This window comes from Shinella sp. S4-D37 (assembly GCF_040812195.1).
GTDB lineage: Bacteria > Pseudomonadota > Alphaproteobacteria > Rhizobiales > Rhizobiaceae > Shinella.
Genome location: NZ_JBFNXL010000001.1, coordinates 190,588 through 217,253, shown reverse-complemented (window position 1 = coordinate 217,253; position 26,666 = coordinate 190,588). Strand labels below are relative to the sequence as shown.

Below are 26,666 nucleotides of genomic sequence, written 5' to 3'. Positions count from 1 at the left end.
CGTCGTCTCCTTACCAGGCGACCGCGTTGCGCAGGCGGTTGAGCACGAGCACGGCGGCCAGCACGATGGCCGAGAGCGTGATCATGAGCGCGCTGGCATAGCCGATGTTGAAGAACTCGAAACCGACCCGGAACCCGTAGATGTTGAGCGTGTTCGAGGCATTGCCCGGCCCGCCCTGGGTGGTGATGTAGATAATGTCGAAGAAGCGCAGCAGATCGACGCTTCGCAGCACGGCGGCCGTGACGATGGTCGGCAGCAGCAGCGGCAGGGTGATGCGCCGGAAGATGCGGAACGGGGAGGCGCCGTCGATCTGGGCGGCCTCGTAGACGCTGGGCGGCAGGGACTGCAGCCCGCCGAGAACGATCAGCGCGACATAGGGCGCCCACTGCCAGGTATCGATCAGGGCGATGGTCGGGATCACCCAGGTCGGAGAGGCCAGCCATTCGGAGGCCGGAAGGCCGAGCGACACGAGGATGTAGTTGGCCGCGCCCAGCGAGGGATCGAGAATGACGAGCCACATCATGCCGGCCACCACGGGCGGCATCATGAAGGGCGAGATCAGAAACGAACGCAACAGGCCGGACAACCGCTTGGAATGAAACAGCAGCATGGCGAGATAGATGCCGGCGACGAGCTGCAGGACCATGGACAGGGCGTAGAGTGCGAAGGTGACGTAGAGGCCGTTCCAGAACTCGCCGTCGGCCACGAGCGCCGCATAATTGGCGCCGCCTGCAAAGCTCGCCTCCCCCGTCGACGAGAACGCGTGGAAGCCGAGCCAGATCGTGTAGACCACCGGAAAGGCGATCATGGCGACGGTGAAGAGGACCGCCGGCGCGGAGAGCGCGGCAAGCTGCCGTCCCTGGCTGTTGGTCGAGCCTGGAGTCATTGTCCGGTCCTTCCGGTGGGCGATTGCGTCGAATACCGGGTCCCGCCGAAACGCAGGACCCGGCAGATGCGCTACTTGCGGGCGATCAGGCCGTCGAGCGCGCTGTCGGCGGCGGCGCATGCCTCCTCGACCGACCGCTGCCCGAGAAGCACGTCCTGCACGGCCTGGCCGATATAGTCCCGCGATTCCGGATTGGCGACGATGGGGTAGCCGACTTCGGAAGACCCGTCGGACGCCAGCACGCCCAGCGCCGCCTGCCAGCTCGCCCGCACCGGCGCCTCGGCGATCCAGGTCTTATACTCCTCATCGGCGGCGACGGAGGCGCGCGGCGAGGCAACACCCTGGAGCGCCAGACGCTTCTGCATTTCCGGGCTGGAAGCCCACTGCACGAAATACCAGGCCGCATCCTTCCTGGCGCTGCGGCTGGAAATCGCAAGACCCCAGCCGATCGCCGTCGGGACGGTTCCCGCCTCGCCGGCAGGCAGCGGAATCACATCCGTATCGTTCAGGCGCTCGCCGCCCTCCATGATCGTGCGCAGTTCGTTGGAGGATTCGAAGGCCATCGCCGCGCGGCCGCTGCGATAGAGCGCGGAGATCTGGTAGAAACTGTAGTTCGCCGCGCCGGGCGGCCCGTATTCGCGCATCAGGTCGCCGTACCAGGCGATGGCCTTCTGGCCCGCCGGCGCGCAGAGCGTCGACTTCCCGTCAACGATGTAGGTGCCGCCCATATTGTGTAGGACGTTGCTGAACGTGTAGGCGATCGCCGGCTTCAGGCCGCGCGAGGCGAAGGGCGTGACGCTGGCGTCGCATGCCTTGATCTTCTCGGCCGCGGCCCGCACGTCGTCGAGCGAAGCCGGCTTGGCAAGGCCGCATTTCTCGAAGATATCCGTCCGATAGTAGAGCAGCGGGCCTTCGAGGTTGAGCGGGATGCTGGTCAGCTTTCCATCGAATGTCGCAGCCTTCACGAGAGCGGGACTCACGCCTGCGAAATCGTATTCCGGAGCCACCGAGCCCTGCGTATAGGCCGCAAGGTCGGCATACCAGCCGGAAGCCGCGAACTGCTGCCCTTCACGGGAGGCGAGGGTCATGAACACGTCGATCTCGTCACTGCCGGAATTGAGCACGGTGACGAGGCGCTGGCGCATCTGCTGCTCCTGATAGGAGTCGACCCGCAGGTTGATCCCCGTCAGCGCGGTGAATTCATCCTTGTAGGACAGGACTGCCTGGGACCAGGGATTGTTGTTGGCCAGGAATGAAACCGTTTCACCTTCGTGCGCCTTCCAGTCGAAGGCGAAGGCGGAGGTCGCCGTTCCGGCGAGGAGCACGGACAGGACAACGGCAGGGATAGAACGATTTTTCAGCATATCTTCCTCCAAAAGGCCGCTCTCCAGCGGCAGACCGAGCGCTTCTCCCAAGCGCAATCTCCATGTAACCGGTTACATATTATGTCGCAGGCATCGCTGTCAACACTCGGAAGGCATGAAAGTAATGCTGCATTGCAAGGCTGTTTTCGTTTGACATTCGCCAACTGATCGCCACACAACAATGTAACGTTACATAATCCAGGCGATTACATGACCAGTGAGAAGGAAAAGACAGGCATCCGGGCAGTCGCGAAGCTTTCGGGCGTCTCGACGGCAACGGTTTCGCGCGCCCTCAACAATCCGCAGAGCGTGAGCGAAGATTTGCGCACCCGCATCCAGCGGGTGATAGACGAGACCGGCTATGTGCCGCACGGCATGGCACGGGCTTTGTCCAGCAACAGGACGCGCACGATCGGCGCCATCATCCCCACCATCGACAATGCCATGTTCGCCCGCGGGATCGAGTCGCTGCAGAAGTTCCTCTCCTCACGCGGCTACATGCTCATTCTCTCGACGAACGGCTACGATATCGATGTGGAGCTGGAGCAGGCACGCAACCTGATCAGCCGCGGCGTCGACGGGCTCATCCTGCGCGGCGACTGTCACCATCAGGCGCTCCGCGACCTGCTGGCGGCCCGCGACGTCCCCTTCATCAATGTCGGCATCTACAATCCGAGCCAGTCGCATCCGAGCATCGGCGTCGACAACGAGGCGGCCGCGCATCGCGCCATGATGCATCTCATCGAGATCGGCCACCGCCGCATCGGCGTGGTCAGCGCGCTTCAGCGCAACAACGACCGCGCCAGCGCACGAATAAGGGGGTTCCGCCGTGCGCTTGCCGAACACGGGCTGGACCTGCCCGAGGCGTGGCACGTCGAGGTGCGCTACACGCTGGACGATGCGCGGGAAGCCGCGCGGCAGATTCTTATGGGCCCGAGCGTCCCGACGGCCATCGCCTGCGGCAATGACGTACTCGCCTACGGCGTCATGCTGGAAGCGGAGCGAAGAGGCCTGAAGATCCCCGCCGACCTCTCGGTCGTCGGCTTCGACGACCTCGAATGGAGCCGCCACCTGCGTCCCGCCTTGACGACGCTCCACGTTCCGACGGACCTGACCTGGAAGGGCGCCGGCGAGTACATTCTCGCCCGCATCGACGGCCACAAGGTTCCCACGCACTACGAGGTGGACTACGCGCTCGTCGTGCGGGAGTCTACCGCACCGCCGATGAACGATAGACGGTGAACGCTCTTGAACGGATACGAACCTGCGATCCGTTGTTGCTTGGCGTGGATCTCATCCAAAGTCTGGCAGACATCAAAGACTTAGAAACCCCAGTCCTCGAGCTCGGTCGCCATCGCCTTACCAACGACATCGATGGACCGCTTGTTGGTTTACACGCGGAACTGAGCCGGTTAGGCGCGGCTCAGTTCCGCGTGGAAACCAACAGTCACTCTTCAAGAAGCCGAGGCGATGCATCGATCATTGCAAACTTGTCGGGTGCGTTTCCAAGTTCGAGCATTCGCATCAAGACGCGGGCTGATATCGTACTTGCCAGCGCTTGAGCTCGATCCTTTTTTTCGCCATCGGCGAAATCGGCGATCGTCTTGATCGCGAAATACTCAGGCTGTTTCCCCATCGACTTGAACGCAGCAGTGTACATGCCATAAACTTCCATCTCCAGGCCGAGCGCGGTCCCGAAATCAGCTTCGATCTTCGTCCGCGTTTCGTCGTCGGCTACGATCGAAGAGCCGGACAACAGAAGCCCGTTCTTGACGGCCGGAGTTTCTCGAACCGCCTCTCCGAAAGCTGACTTGATATCCAGGAACTCGCGTTCCAAAGAAATCGTCGCTGCGAGCGCGGCAAAAGACTCGTCATAACGCTCAACGAAATGCTCGATGATTCCGCAAACCTGCAATGAACAATTTCGGTTCTTTGCCCGCTTGTCGAACTTTGAAGCGTCGTCCGCATGTTCATACTTTCCGTCCTGCCAGCACGCCGCTTCCGTCGCAATGATGGAGTCCAGGATTTTTGCGCCCTTACCTTTGAACCCAGCGCACATCCCGAGCATCACCACCATTCGCGGACGGAGAACGCGTATCGCCTGCGCGGTGATTGCGGCAGTCGCTGCCAGACCCATCTCGCCGACACAGACGAGCGCCGTACTGAAAGATCGTCCCGGCGTCGTGATGTACCCGAAGTGCGAAGCCTCCTTCCAGAGGGGATGGACGGCCGATGCCTGTTCACCGAAGAGCGCCCTTTTAATCGGGATGAATTCGTTGTCGTGTCTTGCAGATTGAACCGCGCCGGCTTTGCCGGAGATCCCAACTCGTGAGAAGTAGGGTCTATGACAAGCAAGACGACAAACAAGTTTTCTCCTGAAGTCCGGGCCCGCGCCGTTCGAATGGTAACGGAGCATGAAGCTGAACATCCTTCCCGGTGGGCAGCCGTTTCATCTATCGCGGCCAAAATCGGCTGCTCGGCGCATACGCTCAATGAATGGGTTAAGAAGGCCGAGGTGGACAGCGGTAAGCGTGCGGGTTTGCCGAGCGACGTCGCGGAGAAGATGAAGGCCCTTGAGCGGGAGAACCGCGAGCTTCGTCAAGCCAACGAGATTTTGCGCAAGGCCTCTGCGTATTTTGCGATGGCGGAGCTCGACGGCCCACTGAAGCGATGATTTCCTTCATCGATGCACACCGCTCGGTGCTCGGGGTCGAGCCGATCTGCAGATTGCTGCCGATTGCCCCGTCCACCTATTATGAGGTCATCGCCAAGCGCACGGACGTCGATCGTTTGTCGGCCCGCGCCCGAGGCGACATTGCCATGAAGGTCGAGATACGCCGGGTATTCAACGAGAACTTCCAGGTCTATGGCGTGCGGAAAGTTTGGCGGCAGTTGCTGCGGGAGGGTTACGACATCGCCCGCTGCACAGTCGCTAGGCTTATGAGGGGCATGGGGTTGCAGGGCGTCATTCGCGGCAAACCCGTCAAAACCACCGTGTCGGACAAGGCCGCGCCATGCCCGCTCGACCGGGTGAACCGGCAGTTCTACGCTCCCGCGCCGAACATGCTCTGGCTTTCTGATTTCACGTATGTGGCCACTTGGCAGGGCTTCGTTTACGTCGCGTTCGTGATCGATGCCTTCGCTCGTCGCATCGTCGATTGGCGAGCAAGCCGGACTGCCCATGCGGGCTTCGTGCTCGATGCCCTCGATCAGGCACTTCATGATCGGCGGCCCGTTCACCGTGGCGGGCTGGTTCATCATTCCGACCGCGGCTCGCAATATGTGTCCATTCGCTATTCCGAACGGCTGGCGGAGTCGGGCATCGAGCCGTCTGTCGGAAGCGTTGGCGACTCCTATGACAACGCTTCCGACAGACGATCAACGGTCTTTACAAGGCTGAGGTCATCCATCGGCGAGGACCGTGGCGAAACTTCGAAGCCGTGGAGTTCGCCACCCTGGAATGGGTCGACTGGTTCAACAACCGCCGCCTTCTGGAGCCCATCGGCAACATACCGCCCGCCGAGGCCGAAGACCGATATTACGCCAGGCTGGACGCACCAGCCATGGCCGCATAACTTAAACCAAACGGTCTCCGGTAAAGCCGGCGCGGTTCACCTTTGCTTGTGGCATTGTCCGTGATCAGGCGCTGATTCCTCTCAAAATCGTGCCAGCTCAGGTAACTCTCATGATGGTCGATGAGCAAGACCTCCCAGTCGGCGCGGTCACGCCTGATCCCGCGCAAGATCCGTTTGCGGCCGGCCTCGATAGTGACTTTGCTGCAGGTTCGCCCGAATGCATAGGCTCCGCCGTAGATCGGGTTGGTGAGAATGTGATGCACGGTATTGTAGACGGGCAACTTCCACACGATCGTCCGCTCTGCCTCGCGCGCGTAATTTACGGCTGGAAGCATGATCCCTTCACCGCGCAGCCACAGGTGCACCTGTCTGATGCTCTGCAGTTCGTCAAAACGCCGGAATACAAGATCGATTGCCTCGCGCACCCGCAGATAGGGTTTTTCTCGACCCTGTTACGACCGGATTTTACGTAGCCGATGGCCACCGCCAGAAAGAGTTCGCCCCTTCGCACCTTTTGCTTCAGGGCTTCGATCGAGCGCGCCCGCAGGATCGAAAACTCCAGTTCGCTCATCGTGCCCTTCATGCTGAGCAGCAGCCTGTCGTTGGGATGGCGGGGCTCGTAGATGCCGTCTTCATCTACGATGAGCGTTCCGACAAGGCCGCAGAATTCGATGAGCGTATGCCAGTCACGGCCGTTGCGAGCCAGCCGGGAGGCTTCAATGGCAAGGACCGCACCCGCCCGACCTTCGCAGATCGCCGCGAGAAGCTTCTCAAAACCTGGGCGGCTGATACCGGAGCCTGAACGGCCCAGATCTTCGTCAATGACGGTGGCGTCGTTCCAGCCAAGAGATCGCGCTCGCTCGGCAAGGCCATATTGGCGTCGCCGGCTTTCGGGATTGTTGACGAGCTGATCGGCCGTGGACTGCCGGACATAGACATAAGCGCCACGTGCGAGATGTTCAGCGGTGATCTTCATGATCTGTCTCCCGCCCCGTCTGGCTTAGCATCGTTTCCCTCAGCAAGGTCTCGATCAGCGCGAGAGCGCGCTCGCGGACTTCGCCTGGAAGACTCGATGGTGGAGCCTTCGTGGCAAACAGGTCTGGCTGCTCGGTTCGGCATTGTATGCGTTGCATGATCATCTCCTGCCTGGCGTGAGTCGCTCTGCAGGAAGCGTAGACATGCATCGATCTCGTGGCGCAGGTCGCGCAGGCATGAAAGCGGAAAACGAGGTGCTTCCTGCACCGTCATGGTCAGCGCAATCTCTTCTGTCATCCAGATCGGGATCAGCGCCAGGCTGCCATCCGGTTGTCGCCCCACATAAGCCGGCTCGCCACAATAACGCTGGCGACCCGTGACGAAAATCTCCGCGCCCGCACGCGGATGAAAGGCGTAGCGGACAAATTTCTTTGCCCCGCCATCCTGATAACGGGCATTATGAGCCCAATCCGACCGGCACAGGCAAAACCCACGTGGCAACCGCCCTTGGTGTTCAGGCGATCGAGCATCACCGCAGAAAGGTCCGCTTCTTCTCGACCATCGAATTGGTCAATGCGCTCGAGCAGGAGAAGGCCAAAGGCAAGGCAGGCCAGATTGCAGAGACCCTGGTTCGCCTCGATCTGCTGATCCTCGATGAACTCGGATACCTTCCGTTCAGTGCTTCAGGGGGCGCATTGCTCTTCTATCTGTTGAGCAAGCTTTATGAGCGAACCACCGTTGCCATATCCTGGAAACCGGAAACGACAGCTTCCGTTTCAAAGCCAGCTCGGCTGCAGCGGCACAAAAGAGAGGAGAGAAAGCCAATCCCTTGACCAAAGCCTGATCAGAAAACCATACTCAGAGGTGGCTCACTTCTCGGTGGAAAAACCAGCTCAGTTCCACGTGGAAACCAACACCTGCGGCGCCGGGTAGCAGATGCCGGAGGGCTTCAAGCCTGCGCCACTTTCCCGCCTCATGCCCGCCGCCTGACGTTCACCGTGCGTTTGGCCGGAGCGTGTCTGCGAGACAAATCTTGTTCGGACCAGGAAAAATCCGTTGACGGATACGAATGTAAAAATAATAATGCATTTGAATTCACGGGAGGAGAGTGGTCGCATGCAAAGGGGAGCCAGATTCGCAACGACATGGTGGTCTATGCTATGCCTGTCGGTTGTGATGCTGCCTTGGTACAGGTCCAGTTTTGACCTTGGCATATTTATGGGGCTCTTTGCCCGGGACGAGAACAATGCATCGGCATTGGCATCGGCCATCTTCGGCGGACACTGGTGGCTTTGGCCGATCGTGGCTGCAGCCATCGCGCCGGTATTCTCGGTTTTAACTCCAGACAGGCGCCGCGGAGACATCTTGCTGGCCAGTGGGGGTGCGGTTGGCCTTGCGATGACCTTGCTGCAAGCTTGGGCGATCGGCTTGCACGGATGGAATGGAAGCTGGTTGGTGGACGCCTTCGGGCCGCTGGACGTCAGGCAGGGCAATCTTGGCATCGGTGCTGCTGGCGCGATTATCTGTTTCTTGCTGCTATTGACGGGCGGCCTTGCACGGCAAGGCAAGTTCGGTGGTGATTATTTCGTGGCTGCCGCCGTCGGCTGCCTGTCGCTTGTCATCCTTATCTTTACCGTTTGGCCGGTCATGACCCTGTTTGGTCAGCTTTTCGGAGCAGAGGATACTGCCGTCGGTCAGAGAGTGCTGACGAACAGGATTTGGGGCCTGAGCTGCGTCACTAACACAGGGGCATGCGGCACTGCATGGAATACGCTTGCGCTTGCCTTCCTGACCGCCTCGTCATGCACGATCCTTGGGCTAGCGTTCGCGCTGATCGTGGCACGCACCAATTTCCGGTTCAGGAAAAGCCTTCGGCTGCTGACGATCCTGCCGATCATCACGCCGTCCTTCATCGTGGGCATGGGTCTTATCCTGATCTTCGGCAGATCCGGAGTCATCAACCAGTGGATCGAATGGGCGTTCCACATACGCGCCGGGCGCTGGATATATGGCTTCGACGGTGTGTGGCTTGCCCAGACCTTCAGCTTCACGCCGATAGCCTTCCTTATCCTCATCGGTGTTGTCGAGGGCGTCTCCCCGACGCTTGAGGAAGCAACGCAGACGCTACGCGCCTCTCCGCGACGGACGTTCTGGACGGTCTCGCTTCCCCTGATGATGCCGGGCATCGCGAATGCGTTCCTCATTTCGTTCATCGAAAGTCTTGCGGATTTCGGCAATCCGCTGTTGCTGGGGGCGTCATTCAACGTGCTGTCCACAGAGATTTATTTCTCTGTTGTCGGCGCCCAGGCGGATTTCGGGCAGACGGCGGCGCTGGCGCTTATTCTGCTGACCTTCGCCCTGGTTGCGTTCCTGGTTCAGCAACGCATCGTCGGCGGGAAATCCTACGTCACCATGTCGGGCAAGGGCGACGGCGGCTTGCCGCAACCGCTTCCGGCGGGGGTGCGCCGTACGGCCTTCGCGATTGCCATCCCGTGGGCCGTTCTCAGCGTGGCGATCTACGGTCTTGCGATTCTGGGCGGCTTTGTAACGACCTGGGGCAGAGATTGGACGCTTACCCTTGATCACTTCGGACGCGCCCTGTCGGTCGATATGACACAAAGCGCAGCTGCGTTCTGGACCGGGCGTGCATGGAATTCGCTGTTCACTACCGTCGAGCTTGCCGTGATCGCGGCGCCGATCACCGCCGCCATCGGACTGGTTGCCGCGTGGCTGTTCACACGGCAAAGATTTGCGGGCCGCAGGATGCTGGAGTTCAGCGTGATGCTGAGTTTCTGCGTCCCCGGGACCGTCATCGGCGTCGCCTATATCCTGACCTATAATGTCCCGCCGCTTGAGCTGACCGGCACGGGGTTCATCCTGATCGCGGCATTCGTTTTCCGAAACCTGCCGGTCGGCGTCCGTTCGGGCATGGCCGGGTTGAGCCAGGTCGACAAAAGCCTGGATGAAGCGTCGACCACGCTTGGCGCGTCGGCATACAGGACGCTGACTGCGGTTACCTTTCCGCTGGTCAAGTCCGCGCTTACCACCGCGCTTATCTACTCTTTCGTTCGCTCGATGACGACGGTCAGCGCGGTGATCTTCCTGGCGTCTGCCGAATACAATCTGGCAACGGTGATGATCATAAACAGTGCCATCAACGGTGATTACGGCCTCGCCATGGCCTATTGCACAGTCCTTATCGCAATCATGATCGTGGCCGTCGCCATCATCAATCTTCTGGTCGGGAAACGCCGTATTGGTCGGCGGGAGGCCGCTCCGGCCATCTATCCAGCCAAAGCTCAAGCCTGAGGTGTAATCTGATGTCCAACAAGAACCCTGCCGCTTTGGAATTGCGCGGTATCTCGAAACACTACGGCGCGTTCAATGCAGTCAAGCCACTTGACCTGACCATATCCGCAGGCACGCTGGTGACCCTTCTGGGTCCGTCAGGCTGCGGCAAGACGACATTGCTGAGGATGATCGCCGGTCTTGAACGACCAAGCGGCGGTGAGATTTTCATCGGCGGAAAGGACGTTACAAACCTCTCCGCCCGCGAACGCAACGTGTCGATGGTCTTTCAAAGCTACGCGCTTTTCCCGCACATGAGTGTAGCCGACAATGTGGCCTACGGATTGGTTTCAACGAGTGTCCAGAAGGGCGTGGCACGCCAGCGCGCGCAAGAGGCGCTTGAGACGGTCGGTCTCTCCAATCTCGGCACACGGATGCCTTCGGAAATGTCGGGCGGGCAGCAGCAACGTGTTGCGGTCGCGCGTGCGTTGGTTCTGAATCCCGATGTGCTGCTGTTCGATGAGCCTTTGTCGAACCTTGACACCAGTCTGCGGCGCACGATGCGGGAGGAGATCCGGGCTTTGCAGCAGCGGCTTGGCATCACCGTCGTCTATGTGACGCATGATCAGGCCGAGGCACTTGCTGTTTCAGATCGCATCGTCGTCATGCGAAACGCCGGTATCGCCCAGGTGGGGACGCCGCAAGAGCTTTATGAACAGCCTGACAGCACGTTCGTCGGATCGTTCATGGGCGAGGCCAATCGCCTGTCGGCCAGGATCGTGTCCAGAAACGGTGACCTTGCCTCGGCGCGGATCGCCCAGTTCGAGCTGAACCTGCCCCATCGTGGGGCCAAGGAAGACGAGGTGGACATTATCGTCCGGCCCCATGCGGTCAGCCTGTCCGACGACCAGCAAGGGGCGATCAAGGGCATCATCTCGACCGCCGCCTATATGGGAGCCACGAACGAGTATGTTGTCGATACCGAGGCGGGAACGATCTTCGCCGTGGTCTCGGATGATCAAGTGTTGCGCCGGGTCGGTGACCCGGTCGGTGTTCGGTTCGCCGCGCGGGGGTCGGTCATCATTCCCGGAAATTCTCACGCATAAACTGCCAACAAGGAGGAAAGAATGAAAAGATTAGCTATGACTGCCGGACCGCTCTTGGCTCTTGGGTTAATGTCGGCTCCCGCAATGGCCAATGGCAGTGTGGTTGTCTATTGCCCCCTGCCCGGGAGCGTCTGCCAGGAGCTCGCCAACGGTTTCAAGCGGGAAACCGGGATCGACGTTCAGATTCTTCAGAAACAGACCGGCGAAATTCTGGCGCAGATCAGAGCCGAAGCTCAGAACCCCAAGGCTGATGTGTGGTGGGGCGGCATCGTCGATTCCCACTTCGTCGCCGACGAGGAAGGCTTGACCATCGCTTATGAGCCCCAGAACCTCGATGATCTTGCGCCTTGGTCGAAAGCCATTTTCGAAGCGAGCAACAGGCGTACGATCGGCATCTATTCCATCACTCTCGGCATCGCCTACAACCCGGAGCTGATCGAGAAGCTTGGGATCGAGGCACCGCAATGCTGGTCTGATCTCATCAGGCCGGAGTTCAGAGACGAGGTTCAGATCTCTAATCCGAACTCTTCCGGGACCGCCTATCAGGTCATCGCATCGCTGGTTCAGATGATGGGCGAGGATAAGGCTTTCGATTACCTCAAAGCCCTGAACGCGAACGTCAACAGCTACACCAAGTCCGGCGTTGCGCCGGGCAAGGCGGTTGCGCGCGGCGAGACCACGGTGGGCATCAACTATGCCCAGGATATTCTCGTTGAAAAGAATGCCGGCTTTCCCATCGAATTGGCATTGCCCTGCGAGGGGACAGCCGCCGGCGTCGATGGCATGTCGATTGTGAAGGGTGGACCCAATCCCGAAAACGCAATCGCGTTTTATGAGTGGGCGCTGACGCCCGACGGGCTGTCGGCGGCGGCCCAGGGTGGCTTGCTCCATGATCCGGCAAACGTGAACTCCAAGCGGCCGCAGGGAACCGAAGTGCTGAGCACCGCCAAGCTGATCGACTACGACTACGCCAAATTCGCCGCAAAGGACGAACGCGCGCGGTTAATCCAGCGTTGGGAAGACGAGGTAAACATTAACCACTGATCTGAGGCCGCACAGGCGAAGTTTGTCGGCGCTTTGCCTGTGCGACCCTCTCGCCCTTTGATCGGCGTCCAACAGAAGAACTCCAGAAAGCATTTCCCGGCATGGGCTTCAGCCGGTCGGTGACCGAAGCCCTATCCGTGCCGTGAGGCTAGGTCATCCCTGCGTGTGCGTAACTGATTTTCCACCCCACGCAGATCTGACATGAAACAGCAAGGAAACAGGTGTGACGAACAAGAACATGTACCTCAGCAACATAGACCTGATCATATTTGATTGCGATGGCGTGCTGATCGACAGTGAGTATCTTTTCAGCGCGACCATTTCCGAAACACTGAAAGATTTGGGCATCGATTTGCCTGCATCGGAGGCACACCGGAAATTCACCGGCACGCCCATGACGGGCATTATGGAGATGTGCCGCACTGAATACGGCGTCACCGACCCAGCCACGCTGGCCCGTTCCACCAATGAAAGGTTTTATGAGCGGTGTCAGGAGCGTCTGAGAGCAATGCCGGGCATTGAAGACGCCATTTCCCGGGTCAAGCGGCCTAAATGCGTGGCGTCCAACAGCACGCTGGAGCGGCTAAGAAACAGCCTGGGTATGCTTGATCTATGGAACGCCTTCGCCCCCGACATCTTCAGCGCCGAGCAGGTCTCACGCCCGAAGCCTGCGCCTGATCTGCTGCTGCTTTGCGCAGAAAGGTTCAAAGCGCGCCCCTTCGCCTGCGTGATGATAGACGACAGCGCGCATGGAATGGCCGCCGCGGTTGCTGCCGGAATGATCCCGATTGGATTTATCGACCCGAAAGATCCGCGGCAAGATCGCCATTCCACCCTTTCGGACCACGGAGCGCATGCCGTCGCCTTGGGGGCAGGCGCAATCCTGGACATATTGGAAAGCATCGACAGGCAATTGGCCGAGGACTTGCAGACAGGACATAGTACCGAAAAAAGTTTTGCGTGCGAGGATTGACTTGACTATGACGGGCGTTGTCCTGTGGCCATGAAACGCTTCAAGAAAGGCTTAATGTGCCCGACAGTGCTTTGTCCGATACCGAAAGCGCGCATCTGGCTGCGCGCGTCGTCTGGCTGTATTTCGTCGGCGGATTGACCCAACAGGAGATCGCAGAGCGGCTACAGATTACCCGCCTGCGCGCCAACAAGCTGATCGGTCAGGCGCGGATTGACGGCTCTGTCGTCTTTGATATTCGTTTGCGGCTTGCCGAATGCGTCGCGCTTGAAGAGGCCCTTAAGGAGCGTTTCGGTCTGGAGGACGTCTGCGTCGTGCCAAGCGTTCCCGATTATGCCGAACTCCAGCGGGTCGTCGGAGAGGCGGCCGCGGCCATGGTCCATACACTGGGGTCGGGCCGAAAGGGGCTTGGTGTCGGTTGGGGCAGGACGCTTAGCTGCTGCGCGAGGCGGCTGGACGATTTGCGCTGGCCCGACCCATGGGTCGTCGGCCTGATGGGCGGTGTGTCCCGCGGCTCTGGCATCAACACATTCGAGGTGTCGACGGCTGTGGCCCATGCGCTTGGCGCAGAGTGCTATTACCTGACCGCACCCATCTATTGCCCCAGTGCTGAAAGCCGCCAGATACTGAGTTCCTACGACCAGATCGCAACTGTTCTGCAGCGCGCCGAAGAAGCGGAAATGTGTCTGGTATCGTGCAGCGACCTGTCCGACCGCAATCCGATCATGTCAATCGGGATCGTCAAGCAACTCGTGAACGAATTGGAGAGCTTGGGTGCGATCGGCGAAGTGCTGGGCTGTTTCATGGATGCCGACGGAGGCATCGTTCCCCACCCGATCAATAGCTGCGTCATGGCGCTGCCGTTGGAAAAATTGCGCCAAAAGCCGATCTCCATCTTGGCGTCCGGCGGATTGAACAAATTGCCGATCATACGCTCCATTCTGCGTGGCCGATACATCAACAGGCTGGTAACCGACGAACAGGTCGCGCAGGAATTGGTGAATTAGCAATTGATGGGGTTTCGACATCTAGCAAGATGGCTGCGCGCACCTGCCGAATTGCGTATCCTATGGAAGATGCGCAGCCACCCCGCAGCGTCCTCACCACCGCATGCGCCAGGTCGGGAACAACGTTGACTGTAGCAATCATCCGCCCGCCGCCTACGTGGACACGATCTCGTCACGAGCGCAAGGCGATGGCCGATCCAGGAACGACCCTCGAAGTGGTCGAGGCCGAGTTCCTCCTTGAATTGCTGATGCGCCTGCGCGCAGATCCAGCGTGCCTTGATCGCACCGGCCAGTTTCTTGGTGGGAATGTCTGCGGGTAAATTCGCGAGGTAGTATTTCCGCTCGCCGTTGAAGCGATGCTCGCCTATCATCCAGGTCTCCTCATCAGGCATATGTTGCGCCCCCGAGCGCCGATGCGCTGTGGTGGACCGGCAGCGATGTGCACGCAAACGGCGGCAAAGCGCGCGACCAGGCGCCCTTTCGTTCCCCGGCACCAACTGACCTGCCGCCATTTCGCATCTTCGAGCATTGCCTGGGCGGGACGTGAGCTTGGAGGACGTGGTAGCCGTCGGAGGCAGATCGTCTGGTTTCCTGAGCGCGTTGAGGCACGGCTTTCCGTTAACGCCAGGACTCATGCGCTTTGATGAGCAAGACAGGCATCAGTTACTTTTGGAACGCGTGACAATCACGCCGGGCGTGTAGCCGAAGGCTTTCTTGAACGCGGTCGTGAAGTTCGCCGCATTCGAACAACCCGCCATGGATGCCGCTTGTTCTATCGACAGTGCCCGGCGCACGACCTGGCTCCGTACCAACTCCAGGCGCTTCAAGCGTGAGCGCGACGAACACCCCACCTTTCCTTTTGCGATCGCGGCCGCGAGAACAGCTCCTTCACCGATAGGAGCGGAACGGGATGGTCGAAGATCGCGCTGATGCCATGCTTGAAGCCATGGATGAAGGCATGCATGAAGCCAGGCATGAGGGAAAGTATCGTCGGATCGAGGTGATCACGGGTCGACGCCAGCGGCGGAATTGGACCGACGAGGAGAAGGCGCGGATCCTTGCCGAAAGTGCAGAACCTGACGTGAACATCTCGGCGATCGCCCGGCGCTGGGGCGTCAATCGCGGCCTGCTGAACGTCTGGCGGCGCGAAGCCGGGCTGACCTCTCGACGATCCGCGCAAGCCGGCGCACAGCAGGCCATGTTCGTGCCGGTGACGGTGGTTGGCGATAGAACGTCTTGCGAGAACTCGCCGTCGGATGTCGCCCATGACGCCGCGGGGCGTATTGAGATCGAGATTGCTGGCGCGCGTATGACCGTGATCGGCTCGGTGGCGCCCGAATTGGCGCAGGCGATCGTGGCAACGTTGCGAGCACGCCGGTGATTGGACTTTCGCCTGGTGGAGTGAAGATCATGGTGGCGACGCAGCCGGTCGACTTCCGGCGCGGCATGAATGGGCTTGTTGCGCTGGTGGCGTCAGCGCTTGCAGCTGATCCCTACTGTGGTGACGTGTTCGTGTTCCGCGCCAAGCGTCTCGATCGCCTGCGCTGCATTTATTGGGACGGATCAGGCATGATCCTGGCGACGAAATGGCTGGAGGCTGGCACGTTCGTTTGGCCACCGATCCGTGATGGCGCGATGCAGATGAGTAGCCAGGAGTTCTCCCTTTTGCTGGCCGGTATCGACTGGACGCGGGTCAGGCGAAACACCGTAAAGCGGCCAACGAAAGCAGGCTGATCCTATTGGATTTGCTTGAAGATTCAGGGTCATGTGCTAGGGTCTGCCATGCCGCTTCGACCCGACCCTTTACCTCAGGATGCCGCGCAATTGAGCCGAATCATTCTCTCGCTCGATGCAGAGAATGCCGACCTCAAGGCGCGCGTTGCCTTCCTGGAGCGGCAGCTCTTTGGGCCGAAATCGGAGAAGATGACGGCGATCGACCCGAAGCAGGCGACGCTTGAGCTTGGCGATCTCAGCGACATTCCCGCGGCGGCCAATGACGATGTTGCACCCGTGGCTGACGGCCGAAAGCAGGAGCGGCGATCGCCGGCGCGCAACATCGGCCGGTTACCCAGGCATCTCCCACGGTATGAAGAGCTCATCGAGCCGGAGAGCAAGATTTGCCCGTGCTGCTCGTTCGAGCTGCATTGCATCGGCACGGACGTCAGTGAGGCGCTCGACATCGTGCCGGCGGTTGTCCGGGTGAAGCGGACGATCCGGCCGCGCTACGCATGCCGGGCCTGCGAGAGTGCCATTGTGCAAGCGCCAGCGCCGGCGCGTGTGATGGACGGCGGCATGGTGACCACGGCGTTTGCCGCCCATGTCGCCGTTTCGAAGTTCGCCTGGCATTTGCCGCTTCATCGCCAGGCGCAGATGCTTGCCTCCTGCGGCGTGATCATCGATCGCGGCACGCTCGGGGCCTGGGTGACGCGGGTCGCCTGGTGGCTTGAGCTTCTCTATGACGCGCTGCTTGCCTTCATCCGCTCCCAGCCAAGGGTGTTCTGTGATGAGACGCCGCTCCCGCGGCTTGATCCGGGGCGTAAGCGAACCAAGGTCTGCCAACTTTGGGCGCAGGCGGTCGACGATCGGCCATGGAATGGTCCGGCGCCGCCGGCGGTGGCCTATACTTTTGCCGAAAGCCGCAGCGCGCGCGAGGTCGAGGGGCAATTGTCGTCGTTTGCCGGCGTGCTCCAGGTCGATGGGTACCAAGCCTATAAAACCTTGGCCAAGCGCCGGGGGAGGAGCAATGTCGCTCCCATGCGGCTGGCCTTCTGCCTTGCCCATGCCCGACGCAAGTTCGTCGAAATCGTCAAGATGACCGGGTCTGCTGAGGCCCTGTCGATCCTTGCCAGGATTGCCGAGCTCTATCGGATCGAAGCGAAACTGCGCGGCGAAAATGCCGATACCCGGCTCACGGTGCGGCGTCGCGAGGCAGCGCCCATCATGAGCGAACTGAAGGCCCAGCTCACCGAACTGAGCGACGAGGTGTCGTCGAAATCGGCGCTTGGCAAGGCCGTCACCTACACGCTCAACCACTGGAACGGACTGGCAGCCTTCCTGGAGGATGGCCGGATCGAAGTGGACTCCAATGTGGTCGAGCGTTCGATGAAATCGGTGGCTCTGACGAGGAAGAACTCGTTGTTCGTGGGCAGCGAACGCGGTGGCAAGACGTTCGCGGTCCTCGCATCGCTCGTCAACACGGCAAAGCTCAATAGTGTAGACCCCGAAGCTTGGCTTGCCGACGTGCTCGAGCGCATCATCTCCGGCAAGGTGACCGCGAACCAGATGGATACGCTCTTTCCATGGACCTGGAAGGCCAACCGCGAGAGCATTGCAGATCAGGAGCGACGGGCGGCATGACACAGAACAGCCAAGGGGCTACGGCACGACCGAAGCTCGATGACGAGGCGTTCGAGGCGTTTATCAGGGCACGCCGTCCAGTCTCGCCGATCTGGTCGATGAGCGGCCTCGACGGCTATCTCACGGCTCTCATCATCGGCCCGAGGTTTATCGACCCGCGTCAGTGGATCCCGGAGCTGACTGGCCCGGATGCCCTGAACCTGCCAATGGAAACAACCGAGCATCGAGCCGTCCAGACCATCGTTGCGGAATACAACCGGATATCGGCAAGCCTCGCCGAAACGCCGAAAGATCATCGGCCCAGGTTCACCAAGATCGATGATCAAACCTTTGATCCCTTCGCTTGGGACCTCTGCTTTCTATTGGGAACAAGGTACGCGCCCAAGCTTTGGCAGCCCGTCCTTGGAGGTCATGCCGTCACTGGGGATATCGTCGCGCCCATCCGCAAGCTCGGCGAGGCAAAACGGAACGCGACCCGTCAGGATGCCGTTGCCGTCGCCGAAGCGCTCGTCAAGATCCGAGCCTATTTTATGCCGAAGCGGGCAAAGCAAAAGTTCTGACCGACAGCCGGAAGCCTATTCAGTCAATCACGGAAGCCGTGGGCTCTTCGTTGCGCTCACCTTCAAGCGAATGTAGCCGAACAAACTGCCTCCATGCTTTGCGCTCATCAGCCGCTGAAGGACGGTGGCGCTGGTGCCCGCATTTCGATGCACGCTGGCGACCGTCAGATCATCCAGAATATGACTTGCGATGAACTCCTCGGCACGTGTCAGGATGGCATGTTCCTGCCGGCTTAAAATTCCGGTTGGATGGCTGGCAGCATCGGCACGGGCAAAGGTCGCCAGCGATTCCGTGACGATTTCAATGGCTCGATTTTCCAGAAACAGTCTATGCAGCCAGTCCTCGTACATTGGTGGCGATATGAGTGTCTGGAGAAGGGTAGAGAGATGGGCCGAAGGCTCCCAGTGCACCGAGGAAAGATGATCGTGCGCAAAACGTGTCACGGCGCGATGGCTGGCGACCGGCGCAATACTGTCCATGTCAAGCCACTCATGCGAGAGCCCGATGACGGCCTTGCGAACATGCTGGCCATCTTGAGAACGCGAGTAAAGGCTTCGGGAGCCGCACGGTTAATCACCAGGCCTTCAGGTCGTCGCGAATTGCCGATCGCAAATTCGCGGCTTCCCAACTTGATGTCCAACGATCCGTCGAGAAAGAAGATGAATGAGAGGTCAGGCTTGAGTTCTGCCTGGCTGAGGAAATCGCTGTATTCCACCGCATCGTAATGTGTACCGACAAGCCGGATCGTGGAACTTCGCGCCGAAACGTCCCCTGGATGACGGCATCGCGGCCATTGCCCGAGATCTCTAGCGCGACGCCCTTTGGGGCTAATAGGCGACGGATCTGGTCTGGAGTGTACGTGGCTTTTCGTGTCTTGCCGGGTGGCATGGCAATAGTCCGGTTCAGCGCATCATTGCCCTTCATGCCAGGTTCGTGTCAAATAATTCATGATCTATTTTCTCATGTTTATACGATAAATGCGCAAGCAAAAGAGTCAGGTGTTTTCGTAAAAGAATCACGGCAGACGCATCAGAGTCTGAAAGCATTGAAGGCGAACAAGACCGATCCTCATGGCGCAGCCGGTCTGGCGCAATTGGCCAGGACCGGCTTCTACAAGGAGGTGTATGTCACCCCCCCCCCCGCCGCCCATGGCGTGCGGAGCGTCATCACGACCCGCAACCCCCTGGTCGAATCCTGGGTGCGGCTCGACAACATGATCGGCGGCCTGTGCGCGACCTTCGGCTTCAAGCCCGATCCCGGTCAGGGCAAGGCTTTTATCGACCACGTCATGGAGGCCGCCAACATCCCCGGCCTCGGCCAGAGCATCATCGCGCTGCTTGCCGTGAAAACTGGGCTGATGAAGCAGATCAAGGAAATGGATCTGGTGCTGCGTGAGTTCTCCCACCGATCTCAATCCTGCAGGCAACTCATGAGCATCCCCGGTGTCGGCGTTCAAACAGCTGCTGCTTTTGCCGCGGCAATCGATGAAGTTGGCCGCTTCCGACAATCTCGCACCGCCGGCGCCTACTTCGGCCTTGTCCCCAGACGTCACCAATCCGGAGAGATCGATTGGACAGGTCGCATCACCAAGCAAGGCGACAGCATGGTGCGAAAACTACTCTACGAAGCGGCTAACTCAATCCTGACGCGCAGCCGCGGCAGCTTCGCCCTCAAGGGGGGGGCCATGAAGATCGCGAAGCGGCGCGGTTTAAGAAAGGCACGCGTGGCGCTTGCTCACCGTCTTGCCGTCATCATGCACGCCATGCTGCGCGATGGCACTTTGTTCGAAGCATGAGGTGAGATGGAATCTGATTGCCAGCGGTGAAGCCGGAAAGCTGATCCGAGGGCGGTGTCCCGAGAGGGAACGCAGGGACGAGCAATCTGCGAAGGTTACCGGATGGGCCAGAAAGCCCGCTTTGAGTCAATGCAACGTTCGGCCTTGTGAAACCCGATACAGCACGATCGCTTGCAGCCATCAGGGCGGACAGATCCTTCAAACCCTCAAGGGAAACACCGCCAAGCTCTGCAAATTACAGATCCCCTACCTAGAAGATCCCGGAGCAGTTCCAGGCCCTGTCAATATAGCGCTGGAAAGGCTGCTCGCTAGACGGTGTAATGCGGCCTGAAAACGGAGGAGAGCCGATGGCCAGGCACCGGATATATACGACCAGCTTTGCGAGCGTTTACCCGCACTATGTCGCAAAGGCCGAAAAGAAGGGGCGCACGAAAGCCGAGGTCGATCAGATCATATGCTGGCTGACCGGCTACGATCAGGAGGCCTTGCAAACGAGCCTCGACACGCAAACGGATTTCGAAAGGTTCTTTGCCGTAGCCCCTCGCCTCAACCCATCGAGGGCCTCGATCACCGGGGTCATCAGCGGCGTCCGTACCGAGGAAATCGAAGAGCCGGCCGTGCGGGAGATTCGCTATCTGGACAAACTCGTTGACGAGCTGGCCAAAGGGAAGGCGATGGGCTGGGATTCTGCGTGAAAGCTAGGCTGACGCGCGGAACAATTTGGCAGCAAACAACATCCCTTTGTCATATGGGCGACTTCTCCCATCTTATAGAGTCCCTCGGACACAGTTCGATGGGCGGGTCCATCCGCCGCTGTGGTGTTACGGGCCTGATTGAAGCCGGCGCCATCCGGATGCCCCGAATATAAGCAAGAGCTGCGCCCTATAGCGTCGTGCGTTCATATGGGTCCGTATCCTGCGGCTTTGAAGTAGTTTTGGCACTCGGTTGCTGAGAAGAACCGATGCCCTTCCAGAGGCCGTCGATGGTGCGGATTGCACGGGCTCGCAGGCGTGCCTTGAGCTTGGCGAAGGCCATCTTGATCGGGTTTCCTCTTGTCTGAAAGTCCCGATACAACCACCACGTCGGACCAGCGTGGCAAATTGTGCAGTCAGATTGCGTTCCGCGGGCAAAATTCATTGTAAAAAGCCAATACCAGTTTAACATCAAAATAATATTTTTGATGAGGAATCGCCTCAGGGGGCGCGCTTTCCATGACTGACCGACCAATCCTCGACTTCCTCGCAGAGGAGCTGTCCACAACCAGCAGCGAACCGCTCTATAGGCAGCTGGAGAATGCCTTGAAGCAGGCGGTCACTGCTGCGTATATCAAGCGTGGCGGGGTCATACCGAGTGAGCGGGTGTTGAGCCTGGAGCTCAACCTTTCTCGCGTAACCGTGCGCAAGGCCATCGACGGTCTCGTCTCGGACGGGTTCCTCGACCGCCGCCATGGTGCAAAAACGGTGGTTTCTTCCCGGCTGGAAAAGTCTCTGGCCACCATGACCAGCTTTTCCGAGGACATGCGTTCGCGCGGGCTGGAACCCGGCTGCACCTGGATTTCGCGCGACATATCAAGACCTTCTCCAGCCGAAATGATGGCGCTGGGCATTTCCGGCAGCGAAAAGGTCGTGCGGCTGCGCCGCCTGCGTACCGCTGACGGTGTGCCGATCGCCATCGAAATGGCCACCCTGCCTGCCCGTTTCATACCCGAGCCGCAGGCCATCGGAGACTCGCTCTACGAGTACCTCGAAACCACCGGCGCACTGCCGGTGAGGGCACTGCAGCGCATGCAGGCAAAGCCCGGCACCGAGGAGGAGCGGCGCCTCCTCGCCGCTCCCGACGATGCGTCGCTGCTCATTATGGAGCGCCGCTGTTTCCTCGCCGACGGGCAGATCGTCGAGTTCACGCAGACCAAATATCGCGGGGATGTCTACGACTTCGTCATCGAATTGATGCGATAATACCAGTTTAACTCCTGTTGCTATCTGGTATTCTTTTGCTACCATCCTGCCTGTTGACAGGAGATAGCCGCGTGCCGCTTGACTTCAAAACTCTCGACAAGGGTCTGATCGTATCCTGCCAGCCTGTGAAGGGCGGGGCGATGGACAGCGCCGATATGGTCGTGGGCTTCGCGTTGGCGGCCTTGGACGGCGGCGCCACGGCGCTGCGCATCGAATCGGCCGACTACGTCGCCGCGGTGCGCGCCGCGACGGACAGGCCGATCATCGGCCTCGTCAAGCGCGACCTCGACGACAGCATGGTGCGCATCACGCCCTGGATCGCGGATGTCGACGCACTCGCCAAGGCCGGCGCGGATATCATCGCCTATGACGCAACGCAGCGCCCTCGCCCCGTTTCAACCCGCACGCTCATAGAGCGCATCCACGCCCACAGCCGCATCGCCATGGCCGATTGCTCGATCCTTGCGGATGCCGAACAGGCGCTTTCCGAAGGAGCCGATGTCGTTGGCTCCACGCTTGCCGGCTATACCGGCTCCGTCGAGCCCACCGAGCCCGACTTCGACCTCGTTGCCGCCATGCGCCATCTGACGCCGCATGTCGTCGCGGAGGGCAACATCCGAACCCCCGCGCAAGCCCAGCAGGCTCTGATTGCCGGAGCCTCCATGGTCGTCGTCGGCTCCGCCATCACGCGGCCGGAATATGTCACGTCCTGGTTCCGCTCGGCGCTCGACGCGGCCATTGCCGGATCGGGAGCCTGACGAGTATGAGCCTCCCCGACACCATCCTCGCTCTCGATATCGGCGGCACGAAGATGCTCGCGGCGCTGGTACAAGGGGACGCTGTGCTCGACACCCACACCATGGCAACCCCGCGCAACGGCGACCCAGAAACCTGGCTTGCAGCGCTCTTTGCCGCGATTGCGGGCTGGAAGGGACGCTACCAAAGGGTCGGCGTCGCCGTCACCGGCATCATCGATGACGGCTGCTGGTCGCCGCTCAACCGTCGGACCCTCGATATCCCGGACCGCTTCCCCCTCATCGCGACGGTCGCGGCGCTTTCCGGTATCGACCAGGTATTGGCTGCCAACGACGCCCAGGCCGCCGCCTGGGGTGAGTATGCCTTCGGCGCCGGCCAACTGCACGATCTCGTCTTCCTCACCGTCTCGACCGGAATCGGCGGCGGCATCGTCGTCAATGGGCGCCTGCTCGGCGGCCTTGCCGGCCATTTCGGTCAGTTCCGCAGTCTTGGCGACGTGGGCCGCACACTGGAGGACAAGGTTTCCGGCCACTGGATTGCCGCAGAGGCGGCACCGCACCGGCCAGGCGCCACTGCGCGCGACGTCTTCGAAGCGGCAGCCGCCGGCCACGACTGGGCAGACGCCATCATCGCGGCCTCGGCCCGTCAGACGGCGCTTCTGTGCGGCAACATCCAGCTTGCGCTCGATCCGGCCCGCATTGTCATCGGCGGCGGCATTGGTCTGGCGCCCGGCTATCTCGAATCCGTCCGTCAGGCCCTGGGAGGCCTGTCGCCGCGGCTCACCCCGCAGCTCCACGCCGCCGCGCTCGCCGAGAGGGCCGGTGTGGTGGGGATTGCGGATCTCGCAAGACGTCAGAATTAACCTGAGGGAGAACCAGAACATGACTTTTGCCAGAATGAACAAGGGCGGCCTGCTCGTCGCCGCGATCGCAAGCCTGCTGGCCGGCCCCGCCTTCGCCGAAGTGACCGTGCTCGGCTGGCCGGGAGGCCCGGAAGAGGCCGCTCTGCGCGCCGCCGCCGACACCTACAACGCCAAGGCGGACGTCAGCGCCGACAACAAAGTCGAACTCTTGTTCTTCAACCGTGATGGTTTCTGGGACAAGCTGCAGGCCGACCTTGCCGCCGGCTCCACCGCTTTCGACGTCAACTTGCTCGCCACCTACTCCATAGGCCGCTATGCGCCTTTCATGGAGCCGGTCGAGCTGTCTGACGAGGCGAAGTCCGTCTATGGAGAGCAGGTCCTCACCACCATGCAGTACGAGGGCAAGCAGTTCGGTGTGCCAACCGACCTGTCGCTGCACTTCATGTACTACCGCAAGGACCTGATCGAAGCGCTTCTTAAAGACGATGCGGCCAAGGCCAAGTTCGCCGAAATTTCGGAAAAGCACCTCGGTAAGAAGCTTGAACCCAAGGCCCCGGACGCGTGGATGTGGGACGACTACGCCGCGACTGCGCTCTATTTCACCCAAGCCGTGAACCCCGATAGCCCCACCCGCTACGGCACCGTGCTTCAGCTAAAGAACCTCCTCTTCAACATGATGGTGTTCCAGTCGCTGCCACGCGCCTATGGCGGCAATTGGATGGACGACAGCGGCAAGGTCACAATCGATTCCGAGGCCTATCGCAAGGGCCTTGAGACCTACAAGTTGCTCTACGACGCCGGTGCGACACCGCGCGACTCGCTGTCCTACGAATATGCGGAGGCGAATGCCGCCTTTGCATCGGGCCAGGTCGCCGCGATGATGCAGTGGAACGCGGCCGCATCGGAGCTGATGTCCAAGGAGAAATCGCCGGCCGTCGGCGAGGTTACGGAAGCAATCGCCCCGCCGACCGGCCCCGAGGGCCGCTTCACCCACATCCACGGCCTCGGCTTCGGCCTCAACAAGAACGCGGAGAACGAGGACGGCGCCAAGGCCTTTATCAAGTGGCTGTCCTCGAAAGAGGCAGCGCTCGTCTACGCCCGGAACAGCGGCGCACCAGCGCTGACACCCGAAGTCGTGAAGGAAGTTGCGGCCGAGCGTCCCGACCTCGTCAAGCTCGGCGAGTTCGCCGGAAAGTACGGTTATGTCATGAGCGGCGGCACCTCGGCCAAGGCGCTCTCGGTCTATGAGCTTCAGGCCAAGGAGTTCACGGGCTACTGGTCGGGGCAGCAGTCGCTCGACGACACGCTGAAGAACACTGAAAAAGGCATGAGCGAACTGCTCAAGTAAGCACCGCGCCGGTGGCGGCTCTTCGTCGCCACCGGCTTTGCCCGGCGCGCCGCCGCGGCTCCCTTGGAATGCCGAACCAGGATCGACCCATGACAACTGAGACGCACCGCAGCCCCGTTTCCGAATTCCGCATGTTGACGGTTCCACTGGTGGTGTTCCTGCTCGTGTTCCTCGGCTTTCCGGCGATGGTCAACGTGATTTATTCGGTGTCGGAGGTCAGCTTCGAGACCCTGCGCAATCCTGAGATCACCGGTTTCGGCAATTTCGCAGCGGTTTGGAACGATGCCGCCTTCTGGCAGGCGAGCTGGTTTTCCCTGCGTTTCGGCCTTCTGACGGCCGGGCTGGAATGCCTGCTCGGCCTGTTCCTCGCCATTTTCCTCGCACCGCTCATCGAGCGGCGTAGCTGGCTGATGGCGATCCTGATGCTGCCGCTGATGGTGGCCCCGGCGCTGGTCGGCCTGATGTACCGCCTCGTGCTGCACGAATTCGCCGGCCCCGTGCCCTATTATCTCTGGGCCTGGTTCGGCGCGAGCTTTTCCTTCCTCGGCCCAAGCTCCGCCTTCTGGACGCTGATAGTCGTCGAGACATTGCAGTGGACGCCCTTTGCCTTCCTGCTGTTCTACATGGCCTACCAGGCGATCCCCCGCGAAATCATCGAGGCTTCCGCGATGGACGGCGCGCGCTATCGCCATCGGCTCTGGTATATCGAGCTGCCACTCATGGCACCGACAATCGTGGTCGCCCTGCTCATCCGTTTTATCGACGGCTTCCGTGTCTTCGACAATGTTTACGTGTTGACTGGCAGCGGCCCCGGCGGCTCGACCGCTTCCCTGTCCATTTACATTTATGAGGCCTTCTTCAAGCAGGGTGCGATCGGCAAGGCGGTCGCCGCCTCCGTCATTCTGTTCCTCGCGTCGTTCGCCGTTCTCTACGGTCTCAACACGATTGCCGCACGCCGCAAGGGAGCCGCCCGATGATCAATATCCTACGCTGGATCGTCTTCACCCTCGCGGCGTTCGTTATGAATTTCCCCATCCTCGTCACCCTCTCCACCTCCTTGAAGAGCCCGCGCGAGCTTACCGCCAATCCGGGCCTGTGGGTCGAGGCACCGACCCTCGAAAACTATGCGACGGTTTTCACCGTCTCCGACCGGCTGAACATCTTCCTTTATCTCGTCAACAGTTTCGCCGTCGCCGCACTGGGAACGCTGCTTGCGGTGGCCCTCGCCCTGCCCGCCGCCTATGCGATTGCACGCGGCAAAGTCGGCGAACGCACGCTTCTGCCACTCATCGTCAACCTGCGCGCCGTTCCACTCGTCATCTTCGCCATTCCGCTCTACATGATGTTCCAGTGGCTCTCGCTGCTCGATACGCGGCTCGGCCTCGGCCTGATCCTCACTATCGTCAACCTGCCGCTCGCCCTCGTCATCCTCGTCAACGCCATCCGCGACCTGCCGGCCGAACTGGACGAGGCCGCGCTCATGGACGGGGCGACGCGCACGCAGATCCTCGCGCGGGTCATCGCCCCGCTCTGCCGCCCGGCCATCGTCACCGGCGTGATCTTCGGCTTCATCACCGCCTGGAACGAGTTCCTCTTCGGCCTGATGCTGACGACGTCCAAGGCCGTGCCGATCACCGTCGGCGCCTCGTTCTTCTTTGCCGCGAGCGGCGGCGGCGTCCAATGGGGCGTCGCCTCGGCCGTGATGGTCGTGGGGGCGCTGCCGCCCATGCTGCTCGGCCTTCTCATGTACCGCCAGATCAGCGGCTCCATGACGGCCGGTGCGGTCAAAGGCTGAAACCAAATCCTCGGAGATT

25 protein-coding genes, 4 pseudogenes and 1 other annotated feature are annotated in these 26,666 nt (G+C 60.6%); of the genes and pseudogenes, 20 read left to right on the top strand and 9 right to left on the bottom strand.

Features of this window, described 5'->3' with window-relative positions; genetic code table 11:
• Positions 1–10: 10 nt before the first annotated feature.
• Both AB3G45_RS01120 and AB3G45_RS01115 read right to left on the bottom strand, forming a co-directional pair.
• Positions 11–886: a carbohydrate ABC transporter permease gene (locus AB3G45_RS01120; protein ID WP_367828814.1), complete on the bottom strand. Its 876-nt coding sequence runs from the start codon at positions 884–886 to the stop codon at positions 11–13.
• Between the two features lie 71 nt (positions 887–957).
• Positions 958–2,250 (bottom strand): sugar ABC transporter substrate-binding protein, encoded by a 1,293-nt coding sequence (locus AB3G45_RS01115; RefSeq protein WP_367828813.1) that lies wholly within the window; start codon positions 2,248–2,250, stop codon positions 958–960.
• 210 nt (positions 2,251–2,460) lie between these two features.
• Between AB3G45_RS01115 and AB3G45_RS01110 the strand changes: the two genes are divergently transcribed.
• Positions 2,461–3,492, top strand: coding sequence for a LacI family DNA-binding transcriptional regulator (locus tag AB3G45_RS01110; RefSeq protein ID WP_367828812.1), 1,032 nt, complete (start codon positions 2,461–2,463; stop codon positions 3,490–3,492).
• Positions 3,493–3,697: 205 nt separating this feature from the next.
• Here the strand turns inward: AB3G45_RS01110 and AB3G45_RS01105 are convergent, their stop codons facing one another.
• A complete protein-coding gene (locus AB3G45_RS01105; protein WP_367828811.1) occupies positions 3,698–4,666 on the bottom strand; it encodes a hypothetical protein in 969 nt (322 codons plus the stop codon).
• Here AB3G45_RS01105 and AB3G45_RS01100 point away from each other — a divergent pair.
• A pseudogene (locus AB3G45_RS01100) lies at positions 4,595–5,825 on the top strand (IS3 family transposase). The gene AB3G45_RS01105 and the pseudogene AB3G45_RS01100 sit on opposite strands and share 72 nt — an antisense overlap.
• Positions 4,879–4,995: a sequence feature (AL1L pseudoknot), on the top strand. Its footprint overlaps the pseudogene before it by 117 nt.
• On the opposite strand, the gene AB3G45_RS01095 reads toward AB3G45_RS01100, so the two are convergent.
• Complete coding sequence (locus AB3G45_RS01095) at positions 5,789–6,190, bottom strand: recombinase family protein (protein ID WP_367828810.1); 402 nt, start codon at positions 6,188–6,190, stop codon at positions 5,789–5,791. The pseudogene AB3G45_RS01100 and the gene AB3G45_RS01095 overlap by 37 nt on opposite strands.
• Entirely contained in the window at positions 6,145–6,801 is a 657-nt protein-coding gene (locus AB3G45_RS01090) for a recombinase family protein (protein WP_367828809.1), read from the bottom strand. The genes AB3G45_RS01095 and AB3G45_RS01090 overlap by 46 nt, the downstream gene beginning before the upstream one ends.
• 469 nt (positions 6,802–7,270) lie before the next feature.
• Here AB3G45_RS01090 and AB3G45_RS01085 point away from each other — a divergent pair.
• The 6 genes and pseudogenes from AB3G45_RS01085 to AB3G45_RS01060 all read left to right on the top strand — a co-directional run.
• Positions 7,271–7,644, top strand: a pseudogene (locus AB3G45_RS01085) (ATP-binding protein); the annotation flags it as partial.
• Positions 7,645–7,856: 212 nt separating this feature from the next.
• Positions 7,857–10,109, top strand: coding sequence for an ABC transporter permease (locus AB3G45_RS01080; RefSeq protein ID WP_367828808.1), 2,253 nt, complete (start codon positions 7,857–7,859; stop codon positions 10,107–10,109).
• 11 nt (positions 10,110–10,120) lie between these two features.
• Entirely contained in the window at positions 10,121–11,194 is a 1,074-nt protein-coding gene (locus AB3G45_RS01075) for an ABC transporter ATP-binding protein (protein WP_367828807.1), read from the top strand.
• 21 nt (positions 11,195–11,215) lie between these two features.
• Positions 11,216–12,238, top strand: a complete 1,023-nt coding sequence (locus tag AB3G45_RS01070; RefSeq protein WP_367828806.1) for an ABC transporter substrate-binding protein — start codon at positions 11,216–11,218, stop codon at positions 12,236–12,238.
• A gap of 223 nt (positions 12,239–12,461) precedes the next feature.
• Complete coding sequence (locus tag AB3G45_RS01065) at positions 12,462–13,211, top strand: HAD family hydrolase (RefSeq protein WP_367828805.1); 750 nt, start codon at positions 12,462–12,464, stop codon at positions 13,209–13,211.
• 56 nt (positions 13,212–13,267) lie between these two features.
• On the top strand, positions 13,268–14,215 hold the full coding sequence (locus tag AB3G45_RS01060; protein ID WP_367828804.1) for a sugar-binding transcriptional regulator: 948 nt from the start codon (positions 13,268–13,270) through the stop codon (positions 14,213–14,215).
• Positions 14,216–14,385: 170 nt separating this feature from the next.
• Here the strand turns inward: AB3G45_RS01060 and AB3G45_RS01055 are convergent.
• Together AB3G45_RS01055 and AB3G45_RS01050 are read right to left on the bottom strand one after the other, a co-directional pair.
• Positions 14,386–14,762 (bottom strand): annotated as a pseudogene (locus AB3G45_RS01055) (IS701 family transposase); the annotation flags it as partial.
• Between the two features lie 112 nt (positions 14,763–14,874).
• A complete protein-coding gene (locus AB3G45_RS01050; RefSeq protein WP_367828803.1) occupies positions 14,875–15,009 on the bottom strand; it encodes a helix-turn-helix domain-containing protein in 135 nt (44 codons plus the stop codon).
• Between the two features lie 116 nt (positions 15,010–15,125).
• Between AB3G45_RS01050 and AB3G45_RS01045 the strand changes: the two genes are divergently transcribed.
• From AB3G45_RS01045 to AB3G45_RS01030, 4 genes are read left to right on the top strand one after another with little or no spacing between them, the layout of a single operon-like run.
• Complete coding sequence (locus AB3G45_RS01045; RefSeq protein WP_160788234.1) at positions 15,126–15,596, top strand: transposase; 471 nt, start codon at positions 15,126–15,128, stop codon at positions 15,594–15,596.
• The gene (gene tnpB, locus AB3G45_RS01040; protein ID WP_160788235.1) at positions 15,593–15,949 is read left to right on the top strand and encodes an IS66 family insertion sequence element accessory protein TnpB; all 357 of its coding nucleotides are present in this window, start codon (positions 15,593–15,595) and stop codon (positions 15,947–15,949) included. The genes AB3G45_RS01045 and tnpB overlap by 4 nt, the downstream gene beginning before the upstream one ends.
• Before the next feature lie 48 nt (positions 15,950–15,997).
• Positions 15,998–17,572, top strand: coding sequence for an IS66 family transposase (locus tag AB3G45_RS01035; protein WP_160788236.1), 1,575 nt, complete (start codon positions 15,998–16,000; stop codon positions 17,570–17,572).
• Positions 17,569–18,132 (top strand): YecA family protein, encoded by a 564-nt coding sequence (locus tag AB3G45_RS01030; protein ID WP_064334525.1) that lies wholly within the window; start codon positions 17,569–17,571, stop codon positions 18,130–18,132. The genes AB3G45_RS01035 and AB3G45_RS01030 overlap by 4 nt, the downstream gene beginning before the upstream one ends.
• Before the next feature lie 27 nt (positions 18,133–18,159).
• Here AB3G45_RS01030 and AB3G45_RS01025 read toward each other — a convergent pair whose 3' ends face one another.
• On the bottom strand, positions 18,160–18,612 hold the full coding sequence (locus AB3G45_RS01025) for a hypothetical protein (protein ID WP_367828802.1): 453 nt from the start codon (positions 18,610–18,612) through the stop codon (positions 18,160–18,162).
• 380 nt (positions 18,613–18,992) lie between these two features.
• On the opposite strand from AB3G45_RS01025, the gene AB3G45_RS01020 reads away from it, so the two are divergent.
• Entirely contained in the window at positions 18,993–19,928 is a 936-nt protein-coding gene (locus AB3G45_RS01020) for an IS110 family transposase (protein WP_367828801.1), read from the top strand.
• A gap of 347 nt (positions 19,929–20,275) precedes the next feature.
• On the top strand, positions 20,276–20,623 hold the full coding sequence (locus tag AB3G45_RS01015; RefSeq protein WP_367828800.1) for a DUF2200 domain-containing protein: 348 nt from the start codon (positions 20,276–20,278) through the stop codon (positions 20,621–20,623).
• Between the two features lie 203 nt (positions 20,624–20,826).
• Here AB3G45_RS01015 and AB3G45_RS01010 read toward each other — a convergent pair.
• A pseudogene (locus tag AB3G45_RS01010) lies at positions 20,827–20,975 on the bottom strand (IS630 family transposase); the annotation flags it as partial.
• A gap of 164 nt (positions 20,976–21,139) precedes the next feature.
• Between AB3G45_RS01010 and AB3G45_RS01005 the strand changes: the two are divergent.
• The 6 genes from AB3G45_RS01005 (at position 21,140) to AB3G45_RS00980 (ending at position 26,647) form a co-directional block, all read left to right on the top strand.
• Entirely contained in the window at positions 21,140–21,886 is a 747-nt protein-coding gene (locus tag AB3G45_RS01005; protein WP_367828799.1) for a GntR family transcriptional regulator, read from the top strand.
• Between the two features lie 71 nt (positions 21,887–21,957).
• Positions 21,958–22,644, top strand: a complete 687-nt coding sequence (locus AB3G45_RS01000) for an N-acetylmannosamine-6-phosphate 2-epimerase (RefSeq protein WP_367828798.1) — start codon at positions 21,958–21,960, stop codon at positions 22,642–22,644.
• A 5-nt stretch (positions 22,645–22,649) separates the two neighbouring features.
• A complete protein-coding gene (locus tag AB3G45_RS00995; RefSeq protein ID WP_367828797.1) occupies positions 22,650–23,504 on the top strand; it encodes an ROK family protein in 855 nt (284 codons plus the stop codon).
• A 19-nt stretch (positions 23,505–23,523) separates the two neighbouring features.
• Entirely contained in the window at positions 23,524–24,852 is a 1,329-nt protein-coding gene (locus AB3G45_RS00990; protein WP_367828796.1) for an extracellular solute-binding protein, read from the top strand.
• 89 nt (positions 24,853–24,941) lie between these two features.
• Positions 24,942–25,829: a carbohydrate ABC transporter permease gene (locus AB3G45_RS00985; protein WP_367828795.1), complete on the top strand. Its 888-nt coding sequence runs from the start codon at positions 24,942–24,944 to the stop codon at positions 25,827–25,829.
• Entirely contained in the window at positions 25,826–26,647 is an 822-nt protein-coding gene (locus tag AB3G45_RS00980) for a carbohydrate ABC transporter permease (RefSeq protein WP_367828794.1), read from the top strand. Before AB3G45_RS00985 ends, AB3G45_RS00980 begins: the two co-directional genes overlap by 4 nt.
• Positions 26,648–26,666 lie beyond the last annotated feature (19 nt).

Excerpts from the sequence above, each read along its gene's own strand:
- AB3G45_RS01030 (WP_064334525.1), top strand. The coding sequence starts at position 17,569 with ATGACACAGAACAGCCAAGGGGCTACGGCACGACCGAAGCTCGATGAC.
- AB3G45_RS01105 (WP_367828811.1), bottom strand. The coding sequence starts at position 4,666 with ATGCTCCGTTACCATTCGAACGGCGCGGGCCCGGACTTCAGGAGAAAA.
- AB3G45_RS00990 (WP_367828796.1), top strand. The coding sequence starts at position 23,524 with ATGACTTTTGCCAGAATGAACAAGGGCGGCCTGCTCGTCGCCGCGATC.
- AB3G45_RS01075 (WP_367828807.1), top strand. The coding sequence starts at position 10,121 with ATGTCCAACAAGAACCCTGCCGCTTTGGAATTGCGCGGTATCTCGAAA.
- AB3G45_RS01120 (WP_367828814.1), bottom strand. The coding sequence starts at position 886 with ATGACTCCAGGCTCGACCAACAGCCAGGGACGGCAGCTTGCCGCGCTC.
- AB3G45_RS00985 (WP_367828795.1), top strand. The coding sequence starts at position 24,942 with ATGACAACTGAGACGCACCGCAGCCCCGTTTCCGAATTCCGCATGTTG.
- AB3G45_RS00995 (WP_367828797.1), top strand. The coding sequence starts at position 22,650 with ATGAGCCTCCCCGACACCATCCTCGCTCTCGATATCGGCGGCACGAAG.
- AB3G45_RS01005 (WP_367828799.1), top strand. The coding sequence starts at position 21,140 with ATGACTGACCGACCAATCCTCGACTTCCTCGCAGAGGAGCTGTCCACA.
- AB3G45_RS01090 (WP_367828809.1), bottom strand. The coding sequence starts at position 6,801 with ATGAAGATCACCGCTGAACATCTCGCACGTGGCGCTTATGTCTATGTC.
- AB3G45_RS01045 (WP_160788234.1), top strand. The coding sequence starts at position 15,126 with ATGGTCGAAGATCGCGCTGATGCCATGCTTGAAGCCATGGATGAAGGC.
- AB3G45_RS01025 (WP_367828802.1), bottom strand. The coding sequence starts at position 18,612 with ATGGACAGTATTGCGCCGGTCGCCAGCCATCGCGCCGTGACACGTTTT.
- AB3G45_RS01115 (WP_367828813.1), bottom strand. The coding sequence starts at position 2,250 with ATGCTGAAAAATCGTTCTATCCCTGCCGTTGTCCTGTCCGTGCTCCTC.
- AB3G45_RS01110 (WP_367828812.1), top strand. The coding sequence starts at position 2,461 with ATGACCAGTGAGAAGGAAAAGACAGGCATCCGGGCAGTCGCGAAGCTT.
- AB3G45_RS01035 (WP_160788236.1), top strand. The coding sequence starts at position 15,998 with ATGCCGCTTCGACCCGACCCTTTACCTCAGGATGCCGCGCAATTGAGC.
- AB3G45_RS01070 (WP_367828806.1), top strand. The coding sequence starts at position 11,216 with ATGAAAAGATTAGCTATGACTGCCGGACCGCTCTTGGCTCTTGGGTTA.
- AB3G45_RS01015 (WP_367828800.1), top strand. The coding sequence starts at position 20,276 with ATGGCCAGGCACCGGATATATACGACCAGCTTTGCGAGCGTTTACCCG.
- AB3G45_RS00980 (WP_367828794.1), top strand. The coding sequence starts at position 25,826 with ATGATCAATATCCTACGCTGGATCGTCTTCACCCTCGCGGCGTTCGTT.